The sequence below is a fragment of the Streptomyces sp. Tu 3180 genome, assembly GCF_009852415.1.
Lineage (GTDB): Bacteria > Actinomycetota > Actinomycetes > Streptomycetales > Streptomycetaceae > Streptomyces.
On the sequence record NZ_WOXS01000002.1, the window covers coordinates 8,352,017 to 8,377,519 of the forward strand.

19 protein-coding genes and 1 pseudogene are annotated in these 25,503 nt (G+C 74.8%); 17 read left to right on the forward strand and 3 right to left on the reverse strand.

What is annotated here, in order from left to right:
• Positions 1-3 precede the first annotated feature (3 nt).
• From GL259_RS37335 to GL259_RS37350, 4 genes are all read left to right on the forward strand, one after another.
• Positions 4-1,515 carry a glutamine synthetase gene (locus tag GL259_RS37335; RefSeq protein ID WP_159538210.1) on the forward strand — a complete coding sequence of 504 codons (1,512 nt, stop codon included), beginning with the start codon at positions 4-6 and terminating at the stop codon, positions 1,513-1,515.
• Between the two features lie 87 nt (positions 1,516-1,602).
• Positions 1,603-2,889, forward strand: coding sequence for an adenylosuccinate lyase (gene purB / locus GL259_RS37340; RefSeq protein ID WP_159538212.1), 1,287 nt, complete (start codon positions 1,603-1,605; stop codon positions 2,887-2,889).
• A complete protein-coding gene (locus tag GL259_RS37345; protein ID WP_159538214.1) occupies positions 2,873-3,277 on the forward strand; it encodes a GNAT family N-acetyltransferase in 405 nt (134 codons plus the stop codon). The genes purB and GL259_RS37345 overlap by 17 nt, the downstream gene beginning before the upstream one ends.
• A gap of 186 nt (positions 3,278-3,463) precedes the next feature.
• Complete coding sequence (locus tag GL259_RS37350; protein ID WP_243762520.1) at positions 3,464-4,216, forward strand: response regulator transcription factor; 753 nt, start codon at positions 3,464-3,466, stop codon at positions 4,214-4,216.
• Between the two features lie 48 nt (positions 4,217-4,264).
• On the opposite strand, the gene GL259_RS37355 is transcribed toward GL259_RS37350, so the two are convergent.
• Complete coding sequence (locus tag GL259_RS37355; RefSeq protein ID WP_159538216.1) at positions 4,265-5,296, reverse strand: ParB N-terminal domain-containing protein; 1,032 nt, start codon at positions 5,294-5,296, stop codon at positions 4,265-4,267.
• Between the two features lie 372 nt (positions 5,297-5,668).
• Here GL259_RS37355 and GL259_RS37360 point away from each other — a divergent pair, with 372 nt between their 5' ends.
• From GL259_RS37360 to GL259_RS37380, 5 genes and pseudogenes are all read left to right on the forward strand, one after another.
• Positions 5,669-7,204, forward strand: a complete 1,536-nt coding sequence (locus GL259_RS37360) for an MDR family MFS transporter (protein WP_243762521.1) — start codon at positions 5,669-5,671, stop codon at positions 7,202-7,204.
• A 693-nt stretch (positions 7,205-7,897) separates the two neighbouring features.
• Positions 7,898-9,879 (forward strand): annotated as a pseudogene (locus tag GL259_RS37365) (FAD/NAD(P)-binding protein).
• Positions 9,876-11,369 (forward strand): 3-carboxy-cis,cis-muconate cycloisomerase, encoded by a 1,494-nt coding sequence (pcaB, locus tag GL259_RS37370; RefSeq protein WP_159538218.1) that lies wholly within the window; start codon positions 9,876-9,878, stop codon positions 11,367-11,369. Before GL259_RS37365 ends, pcaB begins: the two are co-directional and overlap by 4 nt.
• A 5-nt stretch (positions 11,370-11,374) precedes the next feature.
• Positions 11,375-12,865: an FAD-dependent monooxygenase gene (locus GL259_RS37375; protein WP_208026582.1), complete on the forward strand. Its 1,491-nt coding sequence runs from the start codon at positions 11,375-11,377 to the stop codon at positions 12,863-12,865.
• Positions 12,866-12,962: 97 nt separating this feature from the next.
• Positions 12,963-13,601: an SDR family NAD(P)-dependent oxidoreductase gene (locus GL259_RS37380; protein ID WP_347814642.1), complete on the forward strand. Its 639-nt coding sequence runs from the start codon at positions 12,963-12,965 to the stop codon at positions 13,599-13,601.
• Positions 13,602-13,812: 211 nt separating this feature from the next.
• On the opposite strand, the gene GL259_RS37385 is transcribed toward GL259_RS37380, so the two are convergent.
• Complete coding sequence (locus tag GL259_RS37385) at positions 13,813-14,589, reverse strand: alpha/beta hydrolase (RefSeq protein ID WP_159538222.1); 777 nt, start codon at positions 14,587-14,589, stop codon at positions 13,813-13,815.
• A 368-nt stretch (positions 14,590-14,957) separates the two neighbouring features.
• Between GL259_RS37385 and GL259_RS37390 the strand changes: the two genes are divergently transcribed.
• The 3 genes from GL259_RS37390 (at position 14,958) to GL259_RS37400 (ending at position 18,669) form a co-directional block, all read left to right on the forward strand.
• Positions 14,958-16,160: an FAD-dependent monooxygenase gene (locus GL259_RS37390; protein ID WP_159538224.1), complete on the forward strand. Its 1,203-nt coding sequence runs from the start codon at positions 14,958-14,960 to the stop codon at positions 16,158-16,160.
• A gap of 198 nt (positions 16,161-16,358) precedes the next feature.
• The gene (locus GL259_RS37395; RefSeq protein ID WP_347814643.1) at positions 16,359-17,834 is read left to right on the forward strand and encodes an FAD-dependent monooxygenase; all 1,476 of its coding nucleotides are present in this window, start codon (positions 16,359-16,361) and stop codon (positions 17,832-17,834) included.
• Between the two features lie 70 nt (positions 17,835-17,904).
• The gene (locus tag GL259_RS37400) at positions 17,905-18,669 is read left to right on the forward strand and encodes an SDR family oxidoreductase (protein WP_159538228.1); all 765 of its coding nucleotides are present in this window, start codon (positions 17,905-17,907) and stop codon (positions 18,667-18,669) included.
• Between the two features lie 93 nt (positions 18,670-18,762).
• On the opposite strand, the gene GL259_RS37405 is transcribed toward GL259_RS37400, so the two are convergent.
• Positions 18,763-19,005, reverse strand: a complete 243-nt coding sequence (locus GL259_RS37405) for a DUF6059 family protein (protein WP_159538230.1) — start codon at positions 19,003-19,005, stop codon at positions 18,763-18,765.
• A gap of 428 nt (positions 19,006-19,433) precedes the next feature.
• Here GL259_RS37405 and GL259_RS37410 point away from each other — a divergent pair, with 428 nt between their 5' ends.
• The 5 genes from GL259_RS37410 to GL259_RS37430 all read left to right on the forward strand — a co-directional run bounded on the left by GL259_RS37410 (position 19,434) and on the right by GL259_RS37430 (position 25,283).
• Positions 19,434-20,051: a cupin domain-containing protein gene (locus GL259_RS37410; protein ID WP_159538232.1), complete on the forward strand. Its 618-nt coding sequence runs from the start codon at positions 19,434-19,436 to the stop codon at positions 20,049-20,051.
• A gap of 41 nt (positions 20,052-20,092) precedes the next feature.
• On the forward strand, positions 20,093-20,656 hold the full coding sequence (locus tag GL259_RS37415) for an NAD(P)H-dependent oxidoreductase (RefSeq protein ID WP_159538234.1): 564 nt from the start codon (positions 20,093-20,095) through the stop codon (positions 20,654-20,656).
• 19 nt (positions 20,657-20,675) lie between these two features.
• On the forward strand, positions 20,676-22,556 hold the full coding sequence (locus GL259_RS37420) for a 2-oxoacid:acceptor oxidoreductase subunit alpha (protein WP_159538237.1): 1,881 nt from the start codon (positions 20,676-20,678) through the stop codon (positions 22,554-22,556).
• Positions 22,546-23,571, forward strand: a complete 1,026-nt coding sequence (locus GL259_RS37425) for a 2-oxoacid:ferredoxin oxidoreductase subunit beta (RefSeq protein ID WP_159538239.1) — start codon at positions 22,546-22,548, stop codon at positions 23,569-23,571. The genes GL259_RS37420 and GL259_RS37425 overlap by 11 nt, the downstream gene beginning before the upstream one ends.
• A gap of 206 nt (positions 23,572-23,777) precedes the next feature.
• Positions 23,778-25,283, forward strand: coding sequence for an FAD-dependent monooxygenase (locus GL259_RS37430; protein ID WP_159538241.1), 1,506 nt, complete (start codon positions 23,778-23,780; stop codon positions 25,281-25,283).
• Positions 25,284-25,503: the final 220 nt, after the last annotated feature.

Sequence of the window (25,503 nt, forward strand, 5' to 3'; positions counted from 1 at the left end):
ACCATGTATGCCAGGTCATGGTCCACCCCCGCCGCGGACGGCGGCGTCGGGCGCCCGTCGTTCGTCGCCGACCACGGGCTGTGGGACGCCGGGCAGCTCGCCGCGGCCGAGCGCGTCGAGGCCGCCCTCGACGCCGTCGACCTCGTGCGGGTCGCCTTCGCCGACCCGCACGGGCTGGCCCGCTCCAAGACGCTGACCCCGCAGGCCTTCCGCGCCGTGCTGCGCAACGGCATGAACTTCAGCCCCGGCCCGTTCCTGTTCGACACCGGGCACGCCGTCGCCGTCGACTTCCTCGGCGACCACGGCATCGGCGTCGACGAGATCGCCGGCGCCGGCAACTTCATCCTGGTGCCCGACCCGCTGACCTTCCAGGTGCTGCCCGGCAGCGGCCCGCGCACCGCCTGGGTGATCGGCGACGAGTACCTGCGCGACGGCACCCCGCACCCGCTGTCCGCGCGCGCCGTCCTGCGCCGCGTGCTGCGCCGCTACGCCGAACAGGGGCTCGCCCCCGTGCTCGGCCTGGAGGTCGAGTGGTACCTCACCCGCCGCCTCGACGACGAACCCGGCAACCAGGGCAACGGCTTCGGCCTGCAGGGCAGGGCGCCGCGCGTGGCCGCCGTCAACGCCGGCTACCAGTTCAACCTGGACGCCGCCTACGACACCGTCGCCCCCCTCACCGACCCCCTCGCCCTGGACCTGCTCGCCCTGGGCCTGCCGCTGCGGTCGATGGAGCACGAGTCGGGACCCGGCCAGGTGGAGACCACCTTCAGCCCCATGCCGGCCCTGGACACCGCCGACGCGATGCTGCTGTTCCGCACCCACACCAAGCGGTTCTGCGCCCGCCGCGGCCACCACGCCTCCTTCATGTCCCAGCCGCTGCTGGACGCCGCCGACCCCAGCGGCTGGCACCTGAACCAGTCCGTCGTGGAACTCGCCACCGGCCGCAACGTCTTCGGCGCCGAAGGCCTCTCCGGCGGCCTGTCCCCGCAGGGCAAGGCGTACGCCGACGGCCTGCTGTCCTGGGCACGCGACCTGTGCGTGCTGTCGGTGCCCACCGTCAACGGCTACCGGCGCCTGGCCGCCGAGCACGCGCTCGCCCCCACCCGCATCGGCTACAGCGTCGAGGACCGCACCGCGATGCTGCGGGTGGTCGGCAGCGGGGCCGGCGCCCACATCGAGAACCGCACGGGCGAGCCGTGCGCCAACCCCTACCTGAACATCGCCGCCCAGCTGTTCGCCGGCCTGGAGGGCCTGGCGGGCACCGCCACGCCGGCCGCCCCCGCCGCCGCACCGGCCGACGGCCCCCACCAGCTGGTCCCGCAGTCCCTGCGCGAGGCACTGGAGGCCTTCACCGCCGGCCGGGCCGCACAACTGCTCGGCACGCCCCTGGCCGCCTGCCTGGCCAAGCTCAAGGAGAGCGAACTGCGCCGCTTCGAGGGCTGGTGCGCCCAGACGGCCCCCGCACCGGGACGCGTCACCGAGTGGGAGCAGCGCGAGTACTTCGGGGCGTACTGAGGAAGCGTCCCGCCCCGGACGCCCGGGGCGGGACGACACGTCCCGCCCCCCTCACCGCCCGCCCGTCCGACCGACGAAGGCCGACCGATGATTCCTCGTTACACCCTGCCCGAGATGGCGGACCTCTTCGCCGACCAGTCGCGCTACGCCACCTGGGTCAAGGTCGAGATCCTCGCGACCGAGGCCCAGGTACGGCTCGGCCGCGCACCCGCCCAGGCCCTCGCGGACATGCGCCGCGCCCCCGTCCCGCTCGCGGCCCGGGTCGCCGAGATCGAGAAGGAACGCGACCACGAGGTGCTGTCCTTCCTCGCCGCGTACTGCGAGCACATCCCCGAGTCCTCCGCGCGCTGGGTCCACCTCGGCATGACCAGCTACGACCTGGTCGACACCGCCCTCGGGCACACCCTGGCCCGCGCCACCGACCTGCTGCTGGGCGCCGGGCGGCGGCTGCGGCGGGTCCTGGCCGGCACGGCGCTCGCGCACTGGGACACGGTGATGGTGGGCCGCACCCACGGCGTCCACGCCGAGCCCACCACGTTCGGCCACAAGCTCGGCGGTTACGCCTTCGCCGTCGACCGCTCCCTGACCCGGCTGACCGCCGCCCGCCAGGCCGTCGCCGTGGGCACGGTCTCCGGATCCGTCGGCACCTACGCGCTGATCGACCCGTCCGTCGAGGCCCACGTGTGCGAGGCGCTGGGCCTGGGCGTCGAGCCGGTGCCCAGCCAGGTCGTCGCCCGCGACCGGCACGCCCAGCTGCTCCAGGCGGTGGCGGCCCTGGGCGCGTGCATCGAGCAGATCGCCCTGGAACTGCGGCTGCTGCAGCGCACCGAGGTCCGCGAGGTCGAGGAGCACCGCACCAGCGCCTACCAGGGCTCCAGCGCCATGCCCCACAAACGCAACCCCACCACCAGCGAACGGCTGTGCGGCCTGGCCCGGCTGCTGCGCGGCTACGCCACCACCGCCCTGGAGAACGTGGCGCTGTGGCACGAGAGGGACCTCGCCCACCAGTCGGTGGAGCGGGTCATCCTGCCCGACAGCCTGTCCGTGGGCCACTTCCAGGCCACGAAGGCGGCCGAGCTGGTGGAGACGCTCACCGTCCACCCGCAGCGGATGCGGGCCCACATCGACGCCACCGACGGCCTGATCTACAGCTCCTCGGTCCTGGCCGAGCTCCTGGGCGAGGGCACCGAACGCGAACGGGCCTACCGCTCGGTGCAGGCCGCGGCGAACCGCACCGTCGCCACCGGCGAGCACTTCGCCGCCACCCTCGCCCGGGAGGGCATCGACCTGCCCGCGCTCGGACCCGAGCGCTTCCTCACCCACCACGACGTGATACGCGGCCGATTGGAGAAGCTTCGTGAACTGGACGACTGAGCGGGTGGAGGGCGCCGCCCTGGACCTGGACGAGGTGCTCGAGGTGTACCGCTCCTCGGGCCTGGGGGAGCGGCGCCCGGCCGACGACCGGGAGAGGATGGCGGCGATGGTGCGCAACGCCAACCTCGTCCTGGTCGCCCGGGACGCCGCCGGCACCCTCATCGGCATCGCCCGCAGCGTGTCCGACTTCTCCTACGTCACCTACCTGTCCGACATCGCGGTCTCGGGCACCCACCAGCGCTCCGGCGTCGGCCGCGCCCTGATCGACGCCACCCGCAAGGAGGCCCCGACGGCGAAGATCGTGCTGCTGTCGGCGCCCGCCGCGACGGAGTACTACCCGCACATCGGATTCGCCCCGCACCACTCGGCGTGGGTGCTGAACCCGTGAGCGGTGTCCCGGGCGGCACCGCCGGCTCAACGCGGTCGAGCCTCGCGCTTCAGCGGGACTCGACCGCCGGCCCGTAGGGTCGCGGACAGGGGGTGCGGCCCGGTGACCGCCTGCGCGCGGGCGGGCCGCGTCCGGCTGCCGTGCGCGGCAGCGCGCACGGGCCGTGCAGGACCCTTGGGGGAAGGCATGAGTCAGACGATGACGGCACAGGCGCCGCCAAAGCTCCAGACACCCGCCCCGCGGCCGGCCCAGGGCCCGCCCGCGGCCGCGCCGGCCGCGCCGGCCGCGGCATGGCGCGTCCTGGTGGTGGACCCCGACACCGGCGACCCGCTGGTGACCCAGCTGCGCCGCCACGGCCACCGGCCCGTCGGCGTCACCCACGGCGGCGCGGCCCTCCAGGCGCACACGGACGCGGACCTGGTGCTGCTCACGCTGGAACTGCCCGACCTGGACGGGCTGGAGGTGTGCCGGGCCATCCGGTCCGTCAGCCGCGTCCCCGTCATCATCGTCACCGCCCGCCAGTCCGAACTGGACTGCGTCCTGGGCCTGCAGGCCGGCGCCGACGACTACGTCACCAAGCCCTACGGGCTGCGCGAGCTGATGGCCCGCATCGAGGCCGTGATGCGCCGCGCCCAGTGGCAGCCGGCCGCCGTGCAGGAGATCCGGCACGGCTCGCTGCGGATCGACGTCAACTCCCGCCGGGTCACCGTGGACGAGGCCGAAGTCACCCTGACCCGCAAGGAGTTCGACCTGCTGTGCCTGCTGGCCTCGCACCCCGGCACGGTCATTCCGCGCAAGCAGCTGCTCAAGCAGGTCTGGGGCGACACCTGGTCCCGCCGCACCGTCGACACCCACGTCAGCAGCCTGCGCGGCAAGCTCGGCGACAGCGGCTGGATCGTGACGGTCCGCGGAGTGGGCTTCCAGCTCGGCCACCGCTGAGGCACGCCCGGGCCGCCCGGGGCGGGGCGGCGGGGGAGGGGAGCGGTCTCAGCGCGCCGGCCCCGGCCGGTCCGCGCCGGTGCCCAGCTCGTCGGCGAACGCCTGGCACATCTGCGAGTAACCGCGCATCAGCTCCGCCAGCTGGTCGGCGCAGTGCGGCGGCAGATGGGCGATGATGCGTCCCCGGTCGCGGGCGAGCAGCGCACACGCGTCCAGCATCCGCAGCATGCTGCGGCCCACCTCGTTCAGCCGCAGCGACGGGTCCCGCCGCAGCGCCTCGAAGAGGATGACCAGCTCCTCGGCCGACCGCGTCTCCTCCCGGTCCCGGCCGCCCGCCTCGCGCCCCTCGCGCGCGCCGCGCCCGGCCGCCAGACCGCGCTGCCGCGGCGGCACCGGGTCCTCGCCCCGCAGCAGCCGGTCACGGACGTCGGCGACGGTCGCCGGGGAGATCCCCGCGCGCCGCGCGATCGTCCGCAGCGACGCCTTGGGGTCGGCCCGCAGCAGCTCCCCGGCCAGCTCCCGCCCCTGCACGGTGCTCAGCGGCCGGGCCCGGCCGTCGAGCCCGACCCGCCGCTCGCACCGCGGCAGCCCCTGCGCCCGCGCCCGCAGCTCGGACACCTTCTTCGCGGACAGCCCCGCCACCACGGCGATGGCACGGTCGGACCACTGGGGCCGCGCGGCGACGATGCGCTCCGCGGCGGCGACCCGCTCGCTCTGGGACAGCGGCCGGCCCTGGGTCACGTTCATCGCCACCGCCAGCAGGGCCGCGTCCTGCCGGGACCCGTCGAAGAAACGGGCCGCGATGTGCGTACGGCCCCGCAGCCGCGCGGCCCGCAGCCGGTGCAGCCCGTCGATGACGGACAGGGTGGGGCGGTGCACGACGATCGGCGGCAGCTCGCCCTCCAGGTTCGCCAGGGCCAGCGCCCACTCGCCGTCCACCCCGCCCGAACGCGGGGTGAACGAGGCCGTCAGGTCGGCCAGCCGCACCCGCTCCACGGGCGCCTCGCCCAGCGCGTCCTTCAAAAAGAGCAGCCGCTCCGAGCTGCTGTCGGGGTGCACACGCACGGTCTGACGGGCCATCACCGCGACTCCTCGTGGACACAACGGGCCGACGGGCCGGAAGAGGCCCGGCACGGACCCTGGCAACGCCCGCTGACACGCGGCTGACACGCCCCTGACACCGCCTTGCCCGGCCCGCCCGCACCCGCCCCCGCGGCCGCGGGAAAACCGCGCACGGGCACGCAGGCCCAGCTCACCGCGGGCCCGGCGGCCCGTGCCGGGCACGGCGATCCGTGAGCGGGACGCGAGCGGCGCACGAGCGATCCCCGCTGGACTTTTGTGCGCTGCTCACCGCGCGGTCGCCCGCGCCGTCCGGGCGGCACCCCGGCACGGCCGGCGGGCGGCCCACGCCGCGCGCCCGCGCGGACAGGCGAATCGAGCGAGGGGAGCACCGTGGCGACGACCATCGAGAAGGCGGCGGGCACAGCAGGGCGGGAGGCAGGCGGGCCCCGCATACGGCTCATGCTGCTCCCGCTGATGATCGCGATGCTGCTGTCCCAGCTGGACAACATGATCGTGGGCACCGCGATGCCCACCGTCGTCGGCGACCTGGGCGGCATGGAGCACCTGTCGTGGGTGGTCACCGCCTACACCCTGGCCACCGCCGCCGCCACCCCCATCTGGGGCAAGCTCGGCGACCTGCACGGCCGCAAGGGACTCTTCCTCACCGCCGTGGTGATCTTCCTGGCCGGCTCGGCGCTCAGCGGCATGGCCCAGGACATGGGCCAGCTGATCGGCTTCAGGGTGGTCCAGGGGCTGGGCGCCGGCGGCCTGATGGCCGGCGTCATGGCGATCGTGGGGGAGCTGGTGCCGCCGCGCGAACAGGGCCGCTACCAGGGCATGCTCGCCGCCGTGCTGGCCCTGTCGATGATCGGCGGGCCGCTGGTGGGCGGCACGATCACCGACCACCTCGGCTGGCGCTGGACGTTCTACATCAACCTGCCGATCGGCGCGGTCGTCCTCGTCATGGCGGCGATGGTGCTGCGCCTTCCGGCCCGCCGGTCCGGCGCCCGCATCGACTACCCGGGGGCGGCCCTGCTCATGGCGGGCATCACCGCGGTCGTCCTGGTCGCCACCTGGGGCGGCACCGAGTACGCGTGGGGCTCGGACGTCATCGTCTGGCTGTGCGTCGCCGCGGTGGCCTGCCTGGGCGCGTTCGTCTTCTGGCAGACACGGGCCGCCGAGCCCGTGCTGCCGCTGCACATCTTCCGCAACCGCAACTTCGCGCTGATGTCGGTCACCGGGTTCGTGATGGGCTTCGTGATGTTCGGCGCGGTGCTGTTCCTGCCGCTGTACCAGCAGACCGTGCAGGGGGCGTCGGCGACCAACTCCGGGCTGCTGCTGCTGCCGATGATGAGCGCGATGATCGTCACGGCCATGGTGGCGGGCCGGATCACCAGCGGCACCGGCCGCTACAAGGCGTTCCCGGTCGCGGGCGGCGCGCTGATGCTGACCGGCATGCTGCTGCTGTCCACCATGGACACCGCCACCTCGCGCACCGAGGCGGCGGCCTACATGGCGGTGCTCGGCGCGGGCCTGGGCTGCCTGCTCCAGGTCGTCATGCTCGTCTCGCAGAACAGCGTGGACATCCGGGACATCGGCGTGGCCTCGGCCGCCGTCACGCTCTTCCGCATGCTGGGCAGCTCCTTCGGCGTCGCCGTGATGGGCGCGCTGTTCAACCGCCGCGTGCTGGAGGCGACGGCCGAGCACGCGCCCGGCGGCCCGCCCCTGGCCGACGCCCAGCTCGACGCGGCCGGCCTGGCCCGCCTGGAGCCCGCGGTCCAGGAGGCCTACCGCCACGCCACCGCCGCCGGCACCCACAGCGCCTTCCTCGTCGGCTCCCTCGCCGGCGCGCTCGCCCTGCTGGCCGGCCTGCTGGTGCGCGAGGTCGCCCTGCGCACGGCGACGGCCCCCACGCCGGACGCATAGGCCCGCCCCGCCCGGCCCCGGCGCGCCGCCGGCCTGCCGCATCGAGCGTTCCTCGAGCCAACCCCGTGCGCCGCCGCCAAGACTGAGGCAGCGCCACCGCACGGGACGCGGCCGGCCCGGCCGGCCGCGGACACCCCCCTTCTTCAGCCGAGGGACCGGACGCCGACCCCGGCGCCCCCTTCCACCGGCGCGCGGCGACCCCGCGCAGCCCGAGCCCCTCCCGCCACGGCCGCCGAGCGGTGACCCCGCCGGCCCGGCCGCCGGCGGCGGCTGACCGCGCGGCGACCCCGCGCCGCTCCACCCGGCACCTCCCGCACGCCACCGGCGGCGGGAGGTGCCGCGCGTCCGCCCGCACCCCGCCACCGCCCGCCCGCCGCCCCCGTCTTCCCGCCCGCCGCCCCCGTCCGTCCCGGCCCGTGCCCCGCAGACCCCGGCCCGAGCCGCACCCGAGCCCCGTTTGAGCGCCCCGGCCGACCGTGGCGTTGGAAGGAGGCGCTGTGGACGGTGCGCACGGAGGCGAGCGGGACGCTTCACCGGCCCCCCAGCGGGACCGCCGATGACGGCGGCCGATTCTCTTCGCCCGGAACTCCGGGAATTCACCAAGACCTTCGGGGACGACACCCGGCGTGCCCGCCGCGCCGCGAGCCCGCGCCCCCGTACGCCGAGCGGAGTGACCTTGTGAGCAGCGGACGTATGGAAGTGTGCCTCGTCGGCGCCGGACCACGCGGTCTGTCCGTGCTGGAACGGCTGTGCGCCCACGAGCGCACGTCCCTGCGCCGGGACCACGTCACCGTGCACGTCGTCGACCCGGACCCGCCCGGCCCGGGCCGGGTGTGGCGGCCCTCGCAGTCCCGGCACCTGCTGATGAACACCGTCGCCTCCCAGGTGACGGTCTACACCGACGCCAGCGTCGACATCGCCGGCCCCCTGGAGGAGGGCCCCAGCCTCTACCAGTGGGCCAAGGCGCTCGGCCCGAGCGCGCTCACCCCGAGCCGGGGCACCGCCTACGACGACGAGACGCTCGCCGAGGCCCGCGACCTGGGCCCGGACACCTACCCCACCCGCGCCCTGTACGGCCAGTACCTGGCCTGGGTGTTCCAGCAGGTCACCGCGAACGCGGCCGCGCACGTGACGGTACGGGTGCACGCCCGGCGCGCCGTCGCCCTGGACGACGACGGCACACCGGGCGCACCGGGCGCCCAGAGCGTGCTGCTGGAGGACGGCACCCGGCTGACCGGTCTGTCCGCGGTGGTGCTGGCGCAGGGACACCTGCCCGTCGTCCCGGGACCCGCCGAGCGGGAACTGGCCGGCTTCGCCGCCCGGCACGGCCTGACCTACCTCCCCCCGCCAACCCCGCCGACGTCGACCTGTCGTGCGTCGCGCCCGGCGAGAGCGTGCTGCTGCGCGGCCTGGGCCTGAACTTCTTCGACTACATGGCGCTGTTCACCCGGGCCCGCGGCGGTGTCTTCGAACGCGTCGACGGCCGCCTGGTCTACCGCCCCTCCGGCAGGGAACCGCGCCTGTACGCCGGTTCGCGCCGCGGCGTGCCCTACCAGGCGCGCGGCGAGAACGAGAAGGGCGCCCACGGCCGCTACTTCCCGCGGCTGCTGACCGCCGAGCACATCGCGGCGCTGCGCGCCCCGGGCCGCGGGCCGCTGCGGTTCGCCACCGACCTGTGGCCGCTGATCGCCCGGGAGGTCGAGAGCGTCTACTACGAGACGCTGCTGGCCGCCCGCGGCACCGCGGCCCGCGCCGCCGACCTCGCCGCCCGCTACCTGCGCACCGAGCCCGGCCCGCGGCGGGAGGAGCTGCTGGAGGCGTTCGGGATCGGCCCGGCCGAGCGCTGGGACTGGGAGCTGATCGCCCGCCCCTGCGCCGACCGGTCCTTCCCCGGCCCGGCGGCCTTCCGGACCTGGCTGCGCGGCCACCTCGACGAGGACGTGCGCCAGGCCCGCCGGGGCAATGTCTCCGGCCCGCTCAAGGCGGCCCTGGACGTGCTGCGGGACCTGCGCAACGAGGTGCGCCTGGCCGTCGACCACGGCGGCCTGGACGCCGACTCCCACCGCGACGACCTGGACGGCTGGTACACACCGCTCAACGCCTACCTGTCCATCGGCCCGCCCGCCTCCCGCATCGAGGAGATGGCCGCGCTGATGGACGCGGGCGTGCTGGAGGTCCTCGGCCCCGGGACGCGGGCCGGCACCGACCCGGACCGGGGCTGCTTCACCGGGACCAGCGACATCCCGGGCGTGCTGGTGCGGGCCACCACGCTGATCGACAGCCGGCTGCCGCAGATCGATCTGCGGCGCACCGCGGATCCGCTGCTGGCGCACCTGCTGCGCACCGGGCAGTGCCGCCCCTTTTGCGTCCCGGGCCGGGACGGCGCCTCCTACGAGACCGGCGGCCTGGCCGTCACCGGGCGGCCCTACCACCTGCTCGACGCGCAGGGGGAGCCCCATCCGCGGCGCTTCGCCTACGGCGTGCCCACCGAGTCCGTGCACTGGGTGACGGCGGCGGGCATCCGGCCGGGCGTCGGCTCGGTGACGCTGGAGGACTCCGACGCGATCGCGGCGGCCGTGCTGGACCTGCCCGCGCTGCCCGCCGCCGGGGACCCCACGGCCGTGCGGGCGCGCCGCACCTCCCTGGGCGGCGGCACCACGAAGGCGGCGGCATGACGGCCGCCCGCCACGAGACCGCGGCCGCCCGCCCCGGCCCGCCCCACGGCGGCACCGCCCCCGGCACGGCTCCCGCCGCCGGCCCCGACCTGGACAGCGGTCTGCTCTCCCCGGTCCGGGCGGGCACCCCGGTGGAGGCGGCGGTGGGCGACACCGCCTGGCTGCAGGCCATGCTGGACGCCGAGGCGGCCCTGGCCCGCGCCCAGGCACGCTGCGGCACCGTCCCCGCGCCGGCGGCCGCCGCGATCACCGCCGCGGCCCGCGCCGAACGCCTGGAGCTGCGGCAGCTGGCCCTGGCCGCGCGCGAGACGGCCAACCCGGTGGTCGGCCTGGTCAAGGCGCTGACGGCGGCGGTGGCCGCCGACGCCCCCGACGCCGCCGAGTACGTCCACCGGGGCTCCACCAGCCAGGACGTCTTCGACACCGGCGCGATGCTCGTCGCCCTGCGCGCGCTGCGCCTGACCGTCGCCGACCTGCACCGGACCGCCGACGCGCTCGCCGCGCTGGCCGCGCACCACCGGGACACGGTGATGGCCGGCCGCACGCTCGCCCTGCACGCCGTACCGACCACGTTCGGGCTCAAGGCGGCCGGCTGGCGGCAGCTGGTGCTGGAGGCCGCCGAACGCCTGGAGCGGGTCGCCGGCCGTCTCCCGGTGTCCCTGGGCGGCGCGGCCGGCACGCTGGCGGGCTACCTCACGCACGCCGGCGAGGACGCGGACGCCCGCGCGGTCGTCGACGACCTCACCGCCGCCTTCGCCGCGGAGACCGGCCTGGCGGCCCCCGTGCTGCCCTGGCACGCGCTGCGCACCCCGATCGCCGACCTGGGGGCCGCCCTCGCGCACACCGCGGGCGCCCTCGGCAAGATCGCGGCCGACGTGCTGGTGCTGGCCCGCACCGAGGTCGGCGAGGTCACCGAACCGCAGGAGACGGGCCGCGGCGCCTCCTCGGCGATGCCGCACAAACGCAACCCCGTCCTGGCGACGCTGATCCGCTCCGCCGCCCTGCAGGTGCCCGCGCTGGCCGCGGTGCTGGCGCAGTGCCTGGTGACCGAGGACGAGCGGTCGGCGGGCGTGTGGCACACCGAGTGGCAGCCGTTGCGCGAATGCCTGCGGCTGACCGGCGGCGCCGCCCGCACCGCACTGGAACTGGCCCGCGGCCTCACCGTGCACCCGGACCGGATGCGCGCCAACCTCGAGGCGACCGGCGGCCGGATCGCCTCCGAACGCGTCAGCGCGGTCCTGGCCCCGCGGCTGGGCCGGACGGCGGCCGCGGAACTGCTGACGCAGGCGTCGCTGCGGGCCGCCGAGACCTCCCGCCCGCTCGCCGACGTCCTCGCCGAACTGCCCCAGCTGCACGGGGTGCTGGCCCCCGGAGAGCCGGCCGCCCTGCTGGACCCGGCCGGTTACACCGGCGCGGCCGGCGCCCTGGTCGACCGGGCGCTGACCGGCGCCCGGGCCCCCTCACCCCCTTCTCACCCGGGAGCGAAATGAGCCGCATGGACACCGACGTCATCGTCGTCGGAGCCGGTCCCGTCGGACTGATGCTGGCGTGCGAACTACGGCTGGCCGGCGTCGGGTGCGTGGTGCTGGAGAAGTCGACGGAGCCCACCGACCAGTCCCGCGCGCTGGGCTTCACGGCACGCACCATCGAGACCTTCGACCAGCGCGGGCTGCTTCCCCGGTTCGGCGGCTTCGACACCATCCCCATCGGCCACTTCGGCGGCGTCCCGCTGGACTACCGGGAGGTGCCGGGCGGCTCCTACGGGGCCAAGGGCGTGCCGCAGTCGCTGACCGTCGCCGTCCTCGGCGAGTGGGCCGGCGAGCTGGGCGTCGACGTGCGCCGCGGCTGGGAGGTGACCGGCCTGGACACCGACGACGACGGCGTCCGGGTGACGGTGGACGGCCCGGACGGCCCGGCCCGGCTGCGCGCCGCCTACCTGGTGGGCTGCGACGGCGGCCGCAGCACCGTCCGCAAGCGGGCCGGCATCGACTTCCCCGGCCACGACGCCACCATCGAGATGGCGTTCGCCGAGGTGGTCGGGGTGAGCGGGGTGCGCCCGCGGCCCAACGGCGAGCGGGTGCCCGGCGGCATGGTGCTCGCCTTCCAGCAGGGCCCGGACACCTTCCGGGTCACCTACTACGACGCCGGCGTCGTGCCCCGCAAGGGCGACGCACCGCCCTCCTTCGAGGAGGTCGCCGCCGCCTGGCGGCGGCTGACCGGCGAGGACGTCAGCGGCGGCACCCCGCGCTGGATCGGCAAGTTCACCGACGCCACCCGCCAGGCCCGCGAGTACCGGCGCGGACGCGTGTTCCTGGCCGGCGACGCCGCGCACATCCATCTGCCCATCGGCGGCCAGGGCATGAGCGCGGGCGTGCAGGACGCGGTCAACCTCGGCTGGAAGCTGGCGCTGGCCGTCAAGGGCCGGGCCCCCGCCCACCTGCTCGACACCTACCACGACGAGCGGCACCCGGTGGGCGCCCGGGTCCTGGTCAACACCCTCACCCAGCGCAGCCTGTACATCACCGGCGAGCACATGCAGCCGGTGCGCGAGCTGTTCGCCGACCTGACGCAGCTGCCCGAGGTCCGCCGGCACCTCATCGGCATGGTCACCGGCCTGGACATCCGGTACGCCATGCCGGCGCCCGGCCACCCGCTGCTCGGCCGGCGCCTGCCCGGCGCCGAACTGGTCGACGCGGCGGGCGTGAAGACCACCACCGCGCACCTGCTGCACACCGCACGCGGGGTGCTGCTCGACCTGGCCGGCGACGCCCGGGTGCGCCGGGCCGCCGCCCCCTGGCAGGACCGGGTCGACGTCGTGACCGCGTCCGCGCACACGGCCGGCGCCGACGACCCGTTCGACGGCGCCGCCGCCCTCCTGGTGCGCCCCGACGGATACATCGCCTGGGCCGGCGCCGGCGAACGCGGCACCGAGGGCCTGACCGGCGCGCTCGCCCACTGGTTCGGCGAGGCGGTGGCCACGGCATGACCGCGACCTCCCCGCCCCACCGCATCGCCCTGGTCACCGGCGCCAACAAGGGCCTGGGCCGCGAGATCGCCCGCCAGCTGGGCGCGCGGGGGCGAGCGTGCTGCTCGGCGCCCGCGACGCACGGCGCGGCAAGCTGGCGGCCGAGGCGCTCGCCGCCGAGGGAATCGACGCGCACCCGCTGCCGCTGGACGTGACCGACCCCGCCGGTGTGGCGGACGCGGCCGCCGCGATCGACGAGCGCTACGGCCGGCTGGACATCCTGGTCAACAACGCGGGCATCACCGGGACGTTCCACGGCCCGCCCAGCGCGGCCACCGCCGGGCAGCTGCGCGAGGTGTACGAGACGAACGTCCTGGGCGTGCTGACGGTGACCAACGCGATGCTGCCCCTGCTGCGCCGCTCCCCGGCCGGACGCATCGTCAACATGTCCTCGGCCGTGGGCTCCCTGACCCTGAACGCGGACCTGCGCGCCGGGTTCGGCGACTACAACCTGGTCACCTACCAGTCCTCCAAGACGGCCCTGAACGCGCTCACCCTCGCCTACGCCAGGGAACTGCGGGACACCCCCATCAAGGTCAACGCGGCCAACCCCGGCTTCACCGCCACCGACATGAACGGCCACCGCGGCCACCAGACGGTCGAACAGGGCGCCGCCACAGCGGTGCGCCTGGCCCTGATCGGCCCCGACGGCCCCACCGGCACCTCCCAGGACGACAGCGGCACGGTCCCCTGGTAGCGGCCGGACGACGCCCTCCGGCCGGGCAGGACGCCCCGGCCGGCGGGATGTCCCCCGCGGCCGGGAGGACGCCTCCGGCCGCGGCGAGCGATCCCTCCGGCGGCGCGCACGGCAGAGCCCCCTGCCGGGGCCGGCTCCGGGTCCCCCCCGGCGCCGGCCCCGGCAGGGGGCACGGCGGCCCGGCGCGCGCCCCGCGCGCGCCGGGCCGGTCTCAGGCGGTGACGAACTCCACCAGCGCCGGCCCGAGCACCTCCGGCAGCACCCGGTGCCACACCCCGGGCAGCTCCAGCCGCCGCCCGTTCGGCAGGGCCGCCGCGGTCGCCTCGGCCGCCGCGAGCAGCCAGTCACCGGTGTGGTCGCTGTTGACGACCACCGTCTCCACCCGCATCCCGGCCAGCCGCTCGACCGGCACCCGCCCGTCGCCCATCACCGCGGTGTCGTAGGGCAGGGTGTGCGCCAGCGCCTCGTTGGACCGCCACAGCGGGCTGTCCTTCCACTCCTGGACCCACTCCGGCGGGAAGCCCACGTGCTCGGCGAGGAAGTACTCCACGGCCTCACCGCGCCGGCCCTCGGCGAGCAGCGCGTCCAGGTGCTGCGCGAAACCGGCGGGCGGCGTGCGGAAACCCGGGACCCGGTAGGGCGGCTCCAGCAGGGCCAGCCGGCTGATCGACGCACCGGCGAGGGCCGCCTCCAGCGCCAGGATCGCCCCGCTGGAGCCGCCGAACACCGCCGCCCGGCCGCCCGCGTCGTCGATGACCGCCTGCAGGTCCTCGATCTCCCGCTCGACCGCGTAGGCGGGGGAGTCCCCGCTCTGGCCGCGCCCGCGCCGGTCGTAGGCGTACACGGTGCAGGAGGGGGCCAGGTACGGGATGAGCGTGTCGAAGGCCGTGTGGTCGCGGAAGCCGCCGCCGAGCAGCACGACCGGGGGACCGTCACCGGCCTTCTCGTAGGCGATGGTGGTGCCGTCCCGCGATACGACCTTGTGCATCACACACTCCCCAGGGACACATTCCTGTCAGCTTTTCATTTCCACCCGGGAAAGTAGCCCGGGATTTCGATGACGGTCAATGCGGAAAGCGTGGGCAGTTGAACACCCGGCTGTTCAACCTCGGTATTCCGCAGTCGAACACCGGAAATACCGCCGGGTGTTGTCGGCGGGGACCCGCTGAATTACCCTCGCCCGGTGAACCGGCCGGGCCCCGGGACTTCCCCGCGGCCGGCCGGCGCAGGTCGAAAAAACCCCGAGTCGGCGCCGCGCACGGCCGGCACCGAAACCGCCCGCGCACGGCCGACACCGAAACCGTCCACGCCCCGCAGCGGGCCGGCCGACGGCCCCGACCGACCGAAGCAGGAGTTATGACCCCCCAGATCCGCACCGCACTGGTCATCGGCGGCGGCATCGCCGGCTCGACCACGGCCATGGCGCTCCAGCGCGCGGGGATCGAAGCCCGCGTCCACGAGGCCTACCACGACACCGCCGACGGCATCGGCGGCGGCCTGAGCCTGGCGCCCAACGGCGTGCACGCCCTGGACGCGATCGGCGCCGGCGACGTCATCCGCCGGGTCGGCACCCCCATGCGCGGCACCGTCCTGCGCGACGGCGACGGCGAACCGCTCGGCGAGATCACCCTGCCGGCCGGCCTGCCGCCGTCCCGGTTCGTCTGGCGCGGCGAGCTGTACCGGGCGCTGTACGACGAGGCGACCCGCCGCGGCATCCGCACCCTGCACGGCAAGCGGCTGGTGGACGCCGAGGACACCGGCGACGGCGTCACCGCCCGCTTCGCCGACGGCACCGAGGCCCGCGCCGACATCCTGATCGGCACGGACGGCATCCGCTCCACGGTGCGCTCCCTCATCGACCCGGCCGCCCCCCGCCCCCACTACGCCGGCCTGCTCGGCTTCGCCGCCCCGCTGGCCGACACCGCACTGCCCGCCACCGACGGCAGGCTGCACGTCAGCTACGGCCCCGGTGGCTCCTTCGGCCACCTGGTGCACGCCGACTCCTCCGGCGGCTGGTTCGTCAACCTCCCGCACCCCGAGCCGCTGACCCTGGCCGAGGCCCGGCGCACCCCGCCGCAGCAGTGGCTGGACCGGCTGCGCCGGGCGTTCGCCGGCCACTGCGCGCCCGCCGCCGACCTGCTGGCCCGCACCGAGGCGGCCGACCTGCTGATCACCGGCCCGCTGGAGACCATGCCGCCGGTGCCGACCTGGAGCCGGGGCCGGATGGTGCTGGTCGGCGACGCCGTCCACGCCGCCTCCCCCAGCTCCGGACAGGGCGCCTCACAGGCCGTGGAGAGCTCCGTGCAGCTGGCGCGCTGCCTGCGCGACCTGCCCCACGACCAGGCCTTCACCGCCTACGAGGGGCTGCGCCGGGCCCGCGTGGAGCGGATCATCGCCCTGGCCGCCCGCACCAACGCCAGCAAGGCCAGCCCGCTCGCACGCGGACCGCGCGACCTCAGGCCCGAACCCCTCGACTGGCAGTTCACCCACCGCATCGACTGGGACGCCCCCGTCCCGCCCCCGCAGCCCGCCCTCGAATTCCACTCGAAATCCGCTTGAAATCCGCTCGAGGAATACTCGGGAAAAAGCCCGTACTCACTCGATCAGGGTGCGTGGAGAGGCCGCGGCCCGCCGGCGCGGCTATTTTGCCGGTGGCGTGCATGCCATGATGAGAGCCACATCGGCGCCCGACGCCGTGGGCGGATATGTGTCTTCGGCGCTGCAAAGGGAGAGCGGACAGTGGAAAATCGCGTCATAGTGGTTGGTGCCGGCCCCGTGGGCCTCATGCTCGCGGGTGAGATCAGGCTCGGCGGCGCGGAGGTCACCGTCTACGACAAACTGCCCGCGCCGTCCGGGGAATCCCGGGCCCTCGGCTTCACCAGACGCGTCGCCGAGATCCTCGACCAGCGCGGCCTGCTCACCCGGCTGGGCGACTTCCGCCGCGGCCGGCGAGGCCACTTCGGCGGCGTCGGCTTCGACCTGGACACGCTCGAGGAGAGCCACCACGGGGTGCTCGGCCTGCCCCAGTCACGCACCGAACAGGTGCTCACCGACTGGCTGGCCGAACTGGGCGTCACCGTCCGGCGCGGCCACGAGGCCGTCGCCTTCACCGAGACCGCCGACGGCGTCGAACTCGTCCTCGACGGCCCCGACGGCCGCCACCGGGACACGGCCGCCTACCTCGTCGGCTGCGACGGCCCCGACAGCACGGTCCGCACCCTCGCCGGCATCGCCGCCCCCGGCTGGGAATCCACCCGCGGGATGTACATGGCCGACGTGACGGGCGTCGAACCGCGCCAGCGGCCCACCGGCGAACACGTCCCGGGCGGCAGCATGGTGCTGTCCGTCAGCCTCGGCGACGGCTACCACCGCGTCCTCATCCACGACCGGAGCCTGCCGCCCCACCCCGACTCCGCCGCCCTGACCTTCACCGACGTCGCCGACGCCTGGCAGCGCATGACCGGCGAGTCCATCCACCACGGCAGCGCCCGCTGGATGGCCGCCTTCGGCAACGGCGCGGGCCTGGCCACCACCTACCGGCGCGGCCGCGTCCTGCTCGCCGGGGACGCCGCCCACGCCACCCCGCCGCTGGCCGGCTGGGGACTGAGCACCGGCATCCAGGACGCGGTCAACCTCGGCTGGAAACTCGCCGCGGTGAGCACCGGACGCGCCCCCGACAGCCTCCTGGACACCTACCACGCCGAACGCCACCCCCTCGGCGAGCAGCTGCTGCGCAACACCCACGCCGCCACCGCCCTCTACCTCAGCGACGAGGAGATGGACCCGCTGCGCGCCGTCATGCGCGAGCTGATGGACGACCCCAGCGCCGCGGAGCACTTCGCCGGCATGGTCAGCGGCCTCGGCGTCCACTACGGCACCTGCCCCGGCGACCACCCCCTGCTGGGCCGCCGCCTGTCTCCCGACCACGCGCTCGACCTGCCCGACGGCCGCCGCACCCGCGTCGCCGACCTGCTGCGCCCGGCCCGCGGCGTCCTCATCGTCACCGACGCCGCCGACGGACTCCAGCACCGGGCGGCCGCCTGGTCCGACCGCGTCGACGTCGTCACCGGCACCTGGGCGCCCGCCGACACCCCGGGCGTGCCGCCGCGGCTGCCGGCCGCCGCACTGGTCCGGCCCGACGGCTACGTCGCCTGGACGCAGCCGGGCGGCGCCGGCCTGACCGCAGCCCTGGAAAGCTGGTTCGGCCCGGCCCGCGTCACCGCGGACCTCTAGCACCAGACGATCCCCCCCGAACCCGCCAGGAATCCCCAGACCCCCAGAGCGAAGAGGAGACAAGGGAGCGATGACCGCACCCATTCTGGTCACCGGTGGCACCGGCACCCTGGGAAGCCACGTGGTTCCCCTGCTGCAGCAGGCCGGCCACGACGTACGCATCCTCGCCCGCAAGCCCCGCGAGTCCGCCAACGGCATCGAGTACTTCGCCGTCGACCTGATGACCGGCGAGGGCATCGACACCGCCCTGCGCGGCGTGGAGACCGTGCTGCACCTCGCCGGCAGCAACAAGGGCGACGACAAGGTGGCCCGCACCCTGGTGACCGCCGCCAAGAAGGCCGGCGTCCGCCACATCGTCTACATCTCCGTCATCGGCACCGACACGATGCCGCTGGGCTGGTTCAAGACCCAGCTCGAAGCGGAGAAGATCATCACCGGTTCCGGCATCCCCTGGTCCATGCTGCGCGCCGCCCAGTTCCACGACATCGTGTGGGCGATGGCGCAGAAGATGACCAAGATGCCCGTCCTCCCCGTCCCCGGCGGCCTGCAGTTCCAGCCGGTCGACTCCCGCGAAGTGGCCGCCCGCCTGGTCGAGCTGACCCTGGGCCAGCCCGCCGGCCGCGTCCCCGACCTGGCCGGACCCAAGGTCTACCCGCTCGGCGACCTGCTGCGCAGCTACCTGTCCGCGCAGGGCAAGCGCCGCCCGATGCTGCCCATGCGCATGCCCGGCAAGGCCGGCAAGGCCTACCGCGCCGGCCAGAACCTCGCCCTGAAGGGCAACGACGTGGGCAAGCGCACCTGGGAGGAGTTCCTCGCCGAGCGCGTGGCCGCCTGACCGCCCCACCCGCCCTCCGCGAACTGCCGGGACCCCACCAGGGGCCCCGGCAGCAGCGTTTCACGGCACCGGCGGCACCACGCCCGGCCCCCTTCAGCGCGCCTCCAGCTCCCGCGCCAGGGAACGCTCCAGCGCGGTGAGCGGCACATCCCCGCACACCTGCTCCGGATGCCCCGGCACCGGCCCCGTCAGCGGCCCCACCGGCTCCCCGGGAGCGGCGTCCCGGAGCGCTCCGACCGTGCCACCGGGCTCCGGACCCGTATGGAACGTGCCGTACGCCACCAGACAACGGTAGATCGCACGCAGCACACGGCGCGGGCGCAGCGGATTCCACATGGCGGGTCTCCTCACAGCTCGGCGGTCACAGGCCATCCACCCCACCTTCCGGCCGAGCGGCGGAGAAACGCCGCAGATCCGCTCGAGCCCCGCCCCGCACCCCACCGGAGCACCACCCGCACCCCGCCACAGCCGCACCCGCTCCCGAACCAAGCCCCGCCCCAGGCCCGCTCGACCCCCGCCGGCCCCCGGCCCGCCCCACCCCCGGCCCCCGCCCGGAGCGCACCCGCCCCCGCCCCCGCGCAGACCCGCACCACCAGGCACGACACCCCGCCGCCGCCCGCCCGCCGCCCCGTCACCGCGGCCCGCCGCGCGCGGACCGTAACGGCGAACCGCCCTGTTCAACCGCGCCCCCGCGGCCGCAGTCGGACACCCCGGCCGCCGGTTAGATCGAAGACGCCGTGCGACGCGATCCGAGAGAGGACCCCATGACGTACATCATCCACCCCGGTGACCGGCCCGAGGGCCGCCGCGGATTCGAGATCGTGCTGTCGAGCAAGATGACCGACGGGGCGGCGTCATTGGTGGAGACGCGCCAGGGACCGGCCTGGTCCGGCCCCCCGCTGCACACGCACGCGCAGTCCACGGAGACGTACTTCGTCGTCTCCGGCAAGCTGATCGTCCAGGTCGACGACGAGGTCGTCGAACTCGGCCCGAGCGCCATGGCCCACATCACCGTCGGCACCCGGCACACCTGGGCCACCCCGCCCGGCGAGGGCGCGCACTTCTTGACCCTGCACATGCCCGGCGGCTACGAGGACTACCACCCCACCGCGCTGCAGGCCGAGAAGGACAACGGCGGCCCGCTCACCCAGGAGGACCTGTTCAAGATCGCCGCCCGGTTCGACTGGCGACCGGCCGGCGACCGGCCGATGCGCCTGACCCCCGACGGCCGCCTGGTCCCCGCCGCCCAGGCCGACGACGAGGCCGCCCGCCTGCGCGAGGAGTGGCTCAAGGCCAACGGCCGGCCGATCGAGATCCAGCCCATCCACGACGACGGCTTCTACGACAAGGCCGACACCGCCCAAGCCGGCCAGAACGCCTGAGCACAGCACAGACGCCTGAGCGCCCCCACGAAGGAGCACCCGTGAGCGACCTGAAGATCGCCGTCATCCTCGGCAGCACCCGCCCCGGCCGCAACGGCAAGGCCGTCGCCGACTGGGTCATGGACCGGGCCGGCGCCCGCACCGCCGCCGAGTACGAGCTGATCGACCTCGCCGACCACCCGCTGCCGCTCCTGGACGAGCCCGTCCCCGCGGCCCGCCGCCAGTACAGCAACGAGCACACCAAAGCCTGGGCCGCGAAGATCGCCGCCTTCGACGGATACGTCTTCGTCACCCCCGAGTACAACCACTCCGTCCCGGCCGCGCTCAAGAACGCCATCGACTACCTGCACCAGGAATGGGCCGACAAGGCCGCCGCCTTCGTCTCGTACGGCACCCTCGGCGGCGCCCGCGCCGTCGAGCACCTGCGCGCCATCGCCAGCGAACTCCGGCTGGCGCACGTCCGCCAGCAGCTGTCCTTCTCGATGTTCACCGACTTCGAGAACTGGTCCCTCTTCAAGCCCGGCGAGCAGCACGACGCCGCCGCGCCCGTCCTGTTCGACCAGCTGGAGTCCTGGGCCCGCGCCCTCAGGACCGTGCGCGCCTGAAAGGTACGGAGGCTGCGTCATGACCACCGTGGCACGGACCGGCAAGGGTGTCCGTCGTCTGGACCGGGTGATCATCAGGTTCGCGGGGGATTCCGGTGACGGGATGCAGCTCACGGGGGACCGGTTCACCTCGGAGACCGCGTCGTTCGGCAATGATCTGTCGACGTTGCCGAATTTCCCGGCGGAGATCCGGGCGCCGGCCGGGACGCTGCCGGGGGTGTCGTCGTTCCAGCTGCATTTCGCCGATCATGACATCCTGACGCCGGGGGACGCGCCGGATGTGCTGGTGGCGATGAATCCGGCGGCGCTGCGGGCGAACCTCGCCGATCTGCCGCGGGGCGCGGAGGTGATCGTCAACACGGACGAGTTCACCCGGCGGGCGCTGCAGAAGGTCGGCTACGGCACCAGTCCGCTGGAGGACGGTTCGCTGGACGGTTATCAGGTGCATCCGGTGCCGCTGACGACGCTGACGGTGGAGGCGCTGAAGGGGTTCGGGCTGTCGCGCAAGGAGGCCGAGCGCAGCAAGAACATGTTCGCGCTGGGGCTGTTGTCGTGGATGTACCACCGGCCCACGGAGGGCACGGAGCGGTTCCTGCGGTCGAAGTTCGCGAAGAAGCCGGACATCGCGGCGGCGAACGTCGCGGCGTTCCGGGCGGGGTGGAACTTCGGGGAGACGACGGAGGACTTCGCGGTCTCCTACGAGGTGGCGCCGGCGGCGGCGGCGTTCCCGCCGGGCACCTACCGCAACATCTCCGGGAACCTGGCGCTGTCCTACGGGCTGGTCGCCGCGTCCCGGCAGGCGGACCTGCCGCTGTTCCTGGGCTCGTATCCGATCACTCCGGCGTCGGACATCCTGCACGAGCTGAGCCGGCACAAGAACTTCGGGGTGCGCACCTTCCAGGCCGAGGACGAGATCGCCGGGATCGGGGCGGCGCTGGGTGCGGCGTTCGGCGGGTCGCTGGCGGTGACCACCACCTCCGGGCCGGGGGTGGCGCTGAAGAGCGAGACGATCGGGCTGGCGGTGTCGCTGGAGCTGCCGCTGCTGGTGGTGGACATCCAGCGCGGCGGGCCCTCGACGGGGCTGCCGACCAAGACGGAGCAGGCGGATCTGCTGCAGGCGATGTACGGGCGCAACGGCGAGGCGCCGGTGCCGGTCGTCGCGCCGCGCACGCCGGCGGACTGCTTCGACGCGGTGCTGGAGGCGGCGCGGATCGCGCTGGTCTACCGCACCCCGGTCTTCCTGCTCTCCGACGGGTATCTGGCCAACGGCAGCGAGCCGTGGCGGATCCCGGACCTGCAGGAGCTGCCGGACCTGCGGGTGCGGTTCGCGCAGGGCCCCAACCACACCCGGGAGGACGGCGGTGAGGTGTTCTGGCCCTACAAGCGCGACCCGCGCACCCTGGCCCGCCCGTGGGCGATCCCGGGCACGCCGGGGCTGGAGCACCGCATCGGCGGGATCGAGAAGCAGGACGGCACCGGCAACATCTCCTACGACCCGGCCAACCACGATTTCATGGTCCGCACCCGGCAGGCCAAGGTCGACAACATCACCGTCCCGGACGTGGAGGTCGACGATCCGGACGGGGCGGCGCGGACGCTGGTGCTGGGCTGGGGCTCGACCTACGGGCCGATCACCGCGGCCGTGCGGCGCCTGCGCGGGCAGGGCGGCCGGATCGCGCAGGCGCACCTGCGGCACCTCAACCCCTTCCCCGCCAACCTCGGAAGGGTCCTCGAGAAGTACGACAAGGTGGTGGTCCCCGAGATGAACCTCGGCCAGCTCGCCACCCTCATCCGCGCGAAGTACCTGGTCGACGCCACCTCGTACACCCAGGTCAACGGCATGCCGTTCAAGGCCGGGCAACTGGCCCGCGCATGGCAGGAGATGCTGCATGAGCACTGAACTCAAACTCCTCGCCAAGGACTTCAAGTCCGATCAGGAGGTGCGCTGGTGCCCGGGCTGCGGTGACTACGCGGTGCTGGCGGCCGTGCAGGGCTTCATGCCCGAGCTCGGCCTGGCACGGGAGAACATCGTCTTCGTCTCCGGCATCGGGTGTTCCTCCCGCTTCCCGTACTACATGAACACCTACGGGATGCACTCCATCCACGGCCGCGCCCCCGCCATCGCCACCGGCCTGGCCGCCTCCCGCCGCGACCTGTCGGTGTGGGTGGTCACCGGCGACGGCGACGCGCTGTCCATCGGCGGCAACCACCTCATCCACGCCCTGCGCCGCAACGTCAACCTCAAGATCCTGCTGTTCAACAACCGGATCTACGGCCTGACCAAGGGCCAGTACTCGCCCACCTCCGAGGTCGGCAAGGTCACCAAGTCGACCCCGATGGGCTCGCTGGACGCCCCCTTCAACCCCGTCTCGCTGGCGCTGGGCGCGGAGGCGTCCTTCGTGGCCCGCACCGTCGACTCCGACCGCAAGCACCTCACCGAGGTGCTGCGGGCCGCCGCCGGCCACCCGGGCACCGCGCTGGTGGAGATCTACCAGAACTGCAACATCTTCAACGACGGCGCCTTCGAGGTGCTCAAGGACCGCCGGCAGGCCGAGGAGGCGGTGATCCGGCTGGAGCACGGCGAGCCGATCCGCTTCGGCGCCGACCGCTCCAGGGGCGTGGTGCGCGACCGGGCCACCGGCGAGCTGAGGGTGGTCACCGTCACCGCGGACAACGAGGCCGACGTCCTGGTCCACGACGCCCACGCCGCCTCCCCCACCACCGCCTTCGCCCTGTCCCGGCTGGCCGACCCCGACACCCTGCACCACACCCCCATCGGCGTGTTCCGCTCTGCCGGCCGGCCCGTCTACGACACCCTCATGGCCGACCAGCTCGACACCGCCGTCGAGCAGAACGGCAAGGGCGACCTCGCCGCGCTCCTGGCCGGCGGCGACACCTGGACCGTCACCGGCTGAGCGGACCCCTACGGCCCGCCCGGACGACGCCGGCACGGCCGCGCGTACCGGTGCACGCTCCCGGCGCGGCGCACCGCCGCTCGAATCGCCCTCGCGGCCGCGTCGACAAACCCTCGAGCTTCCGCTTCCCGCCGGCCGATCCACGCCGCGCGGACCGCCGTTGCCCGCATCATGCAAGAACAACCCACAGGGAGGGGGCAGGCGAGGTGAACGCGCACGCACATGCCGCCGGTGGACGGGGCGGAGGCCACGGCCACGCCGTGGTGGTCGGCTCCAGTCTCGCCGGGCTCACCGCGGCCCGGGCCCTGGCCAACTTCATGGACCGGGTCACCGTCGTCGAACGCGACTGGGTGCCGCGCGGTCCCGGCCGGCGCCGGGGAGTCCCCCAGGCGAGGCACACGCACACCCTGATGACAGCCGCCCAGCAGGGCCTGGAGCAGCTGTTCCCCGGCATAGGCCAGGACCTGGCCGACGCCGGAGCGGTGCACGTCCGGATGCCCGAGGACATGCTGCTGCTCGGCCCGGGAGGCTGGCTGCCCCGGGTCGGCCCCGGCCTGTCGATGCTCAGCGCCGGCCGCGACCTGATCGACGCGGTGATCCGCGACCGGCTGCTCGCCGACACCAAGGTGAGCTTCCTGAGCGAGCACGAGGCCGTCGCGCTCCAGCCCGGCCGCAACGACACCGTCACCGGCGTATGGGTGCGCCGGCGGGACCGCAGCACCCCCGGCGGATGGGCCCCCCGCCGCCTGATGTCCGCCGACTTCGTGGTGGACGCCACCGGACGCGGCTCGCGCGCCCCCCAGTGGCTGGCCGAACTCGGCTACGCGCCCGCGCCCGAGACCGTGGCCGGCACCGGTACCGCCTTCGCCACCGCCGTGTTCGCGACGCCCGTCGGCCATGTCGCGGACTGGAAGAGCCTGCTGCTCATGCCCGCGCCCGGCCACCCCGTCCAGGGCATGCTTAACCCCATAGAGGGCGGCCGCTGGTCGGTGTCGATCTGCGCCGACGACGCCAGGAGCCTGCCCACCGACCACGCGGGACTGCTGCGCGCCGCGGGCACCCTGCGCCACCCCCTGCTGCACGACATCCTGCGGGCCGCCACACCCCTCGGCCCGGTCTACGGCTGCCGGACCACCCACAACCGCTGGCGCCACTACGAGAAGCTGCGCCGCTGGCCCGACCAGTTCCTCGTCCTCGGCGACGCCTTCGCCGCCTTCGACCCGGCCCACGGCCAGGGCATGACGACGGCGGTGCAGGGCGCCCTCGTCCTCGACCACATGCTGGCCGGCCACGGCACGGCCGTCGGCCTCGGCTACCGGCTGCGCCGCGCCCTCGCCCACCGGCTGGCCCCCGCCTGGCGAACGGCCACCCGCGCCCCGCGGGCGGCTGACAGCGGCCAGGACCCGCGGGCCGGCGTACGCACCCGGCTCGGCCGGCGCTACCGGGCCCGCATCGCGGCCGCCGCGACCAGGGACCCGTACGCGGCGGCCGCACTGCTCCAGCTCCTCCACACGGCCGCACCGCCCGCCACGGCACTGCGGCCACGGGTGCTGCGGGCCGCCCTGCGCGGCCCGCAGCACCCGGCCCCGGCGGCCCCGCCCACCACCACGCACGGCCCGGACGCCCGCCGGCACCGCCGTGCCGCCCCGCCCGCACCCGCCCTCGGCGTCCCCGACGGCCCGGCGCGGCACGGCCTGACGCGTCAGGTGTGACAGGGCAGCCCGAAGCGCCCGAGCCCGCACCCCGAGACTCGCAACTTCCTTGAGAAAGACTCGAGTTGGAACCGGAATCCGGCTCGAGAGCGGTTGTTCGCCCCTGCCGCGCTCGATAGCGTTCCAGCTGCTCCAAGGCACGGGCCCGCTTGCGCCGCGGCAGGCCGCCCCGACCCCCGACCGCTCACCGGCCGGACCGGGTGTGCCAGTGACGGCCGAG

What these genes read in the sequence shown, in the direction of transcription:
- GL259_RS37405 (WP_159538230.1), bottom strand. Translation starts at nt 19,005, where the DNA reads ATGTGGAATCCGCTGCGCCCGCGCCGTGTGCTGCGTGCGATCTACCGT.
- GL259_RS37350 (WP_243762520.1), top strand. Translation starts at nt 3,464, where the DNA reads ATGAGTCAGACGATGACGGCACAGGCGCCGCCAAAGCTCCAGACACCC.
- GL259_RS37410 (WP_159538232.1), top strand. Translation starts at nt 19,434, where the DNA reads ATGACGTACATCATCCACCCCGGTGACCGGCCCGAGGGCCGCCGCGGA.
- GL259_RS37420 (WP_159538237.1), top strand. Translation starts at nt 20,676, where the DNA reads ATGACCACCGTGGCACGGACCGGCAAGGGTGTCCGTCGTCTGGACCGG.
- GL259_RS37385 (WP_159538222.1), bottom strand. Translation starts at nt 14,589, where the DNA reads ATGCACAAGGTCGTATCGCGGGACGGCACCACCATCGCCTACGAGAAG.
- GL259_RS37400 (WP_159538228.1), top strand. Translation starts at nt 17,905, where the DNA reads ATGACCGCACCCATTCTGGTCACCGGTGGCACCGGCACCCTGGGAAGC.
- GL259_RS37335 (WP_159538210.1), top strand. Translation starts at nt 4, where the DNA reads ATGTATGCCAGGTCATGGTCCACCCCCGCCGCGGACGGCGGCGTCGGG.
- GL259_RS37425 (WP_159538239.1), top strand. Translation starts at nt 22,546, where the DNA reads ATGAGCACTGAACTCAAACTCCTCGCCAAGGACTTCAAGTCCGATCAG.
- purB (WP_159538212.1), top strand. Translation starts at nt 1,603, where the DNA reads ATGATTCCTCGTTACACCCTGCCCGAGATGGCGGACCTCTTCGCCGAC.
- GL259_RS37390 (WP_159538224.1), top strand. Translation starts at nt 14,958, where the DNA reads ATGACCCCCCAGATCCGCACCGCACTGGTCATCGGCGGCGGCATCGCC.
- GL259_RS37375 (WP_208026582.1), top strand. Translation starts at nt 11,375, where the DNA reads ATGGACACCGACGTCATCGTCGTCGGAGCCGGTCCCGTCGGACTGATG.
- pcaB (WP_159538218.1), top strand. Translation starts at nt 9,876, where the DNA reads ATGACGGCCGCCCGCCACGAGACCGCGGCCGCCCGCCCCGGCCCGCCC.
- GL259_RS37355 (WP_159538216.1), bottom strand. Translation starts at nt 5,296, where the DNA reads ATGGCCCGTCAGACCGTGCGTGTGCACCCCGACAGCAGCTCGGAGCGG.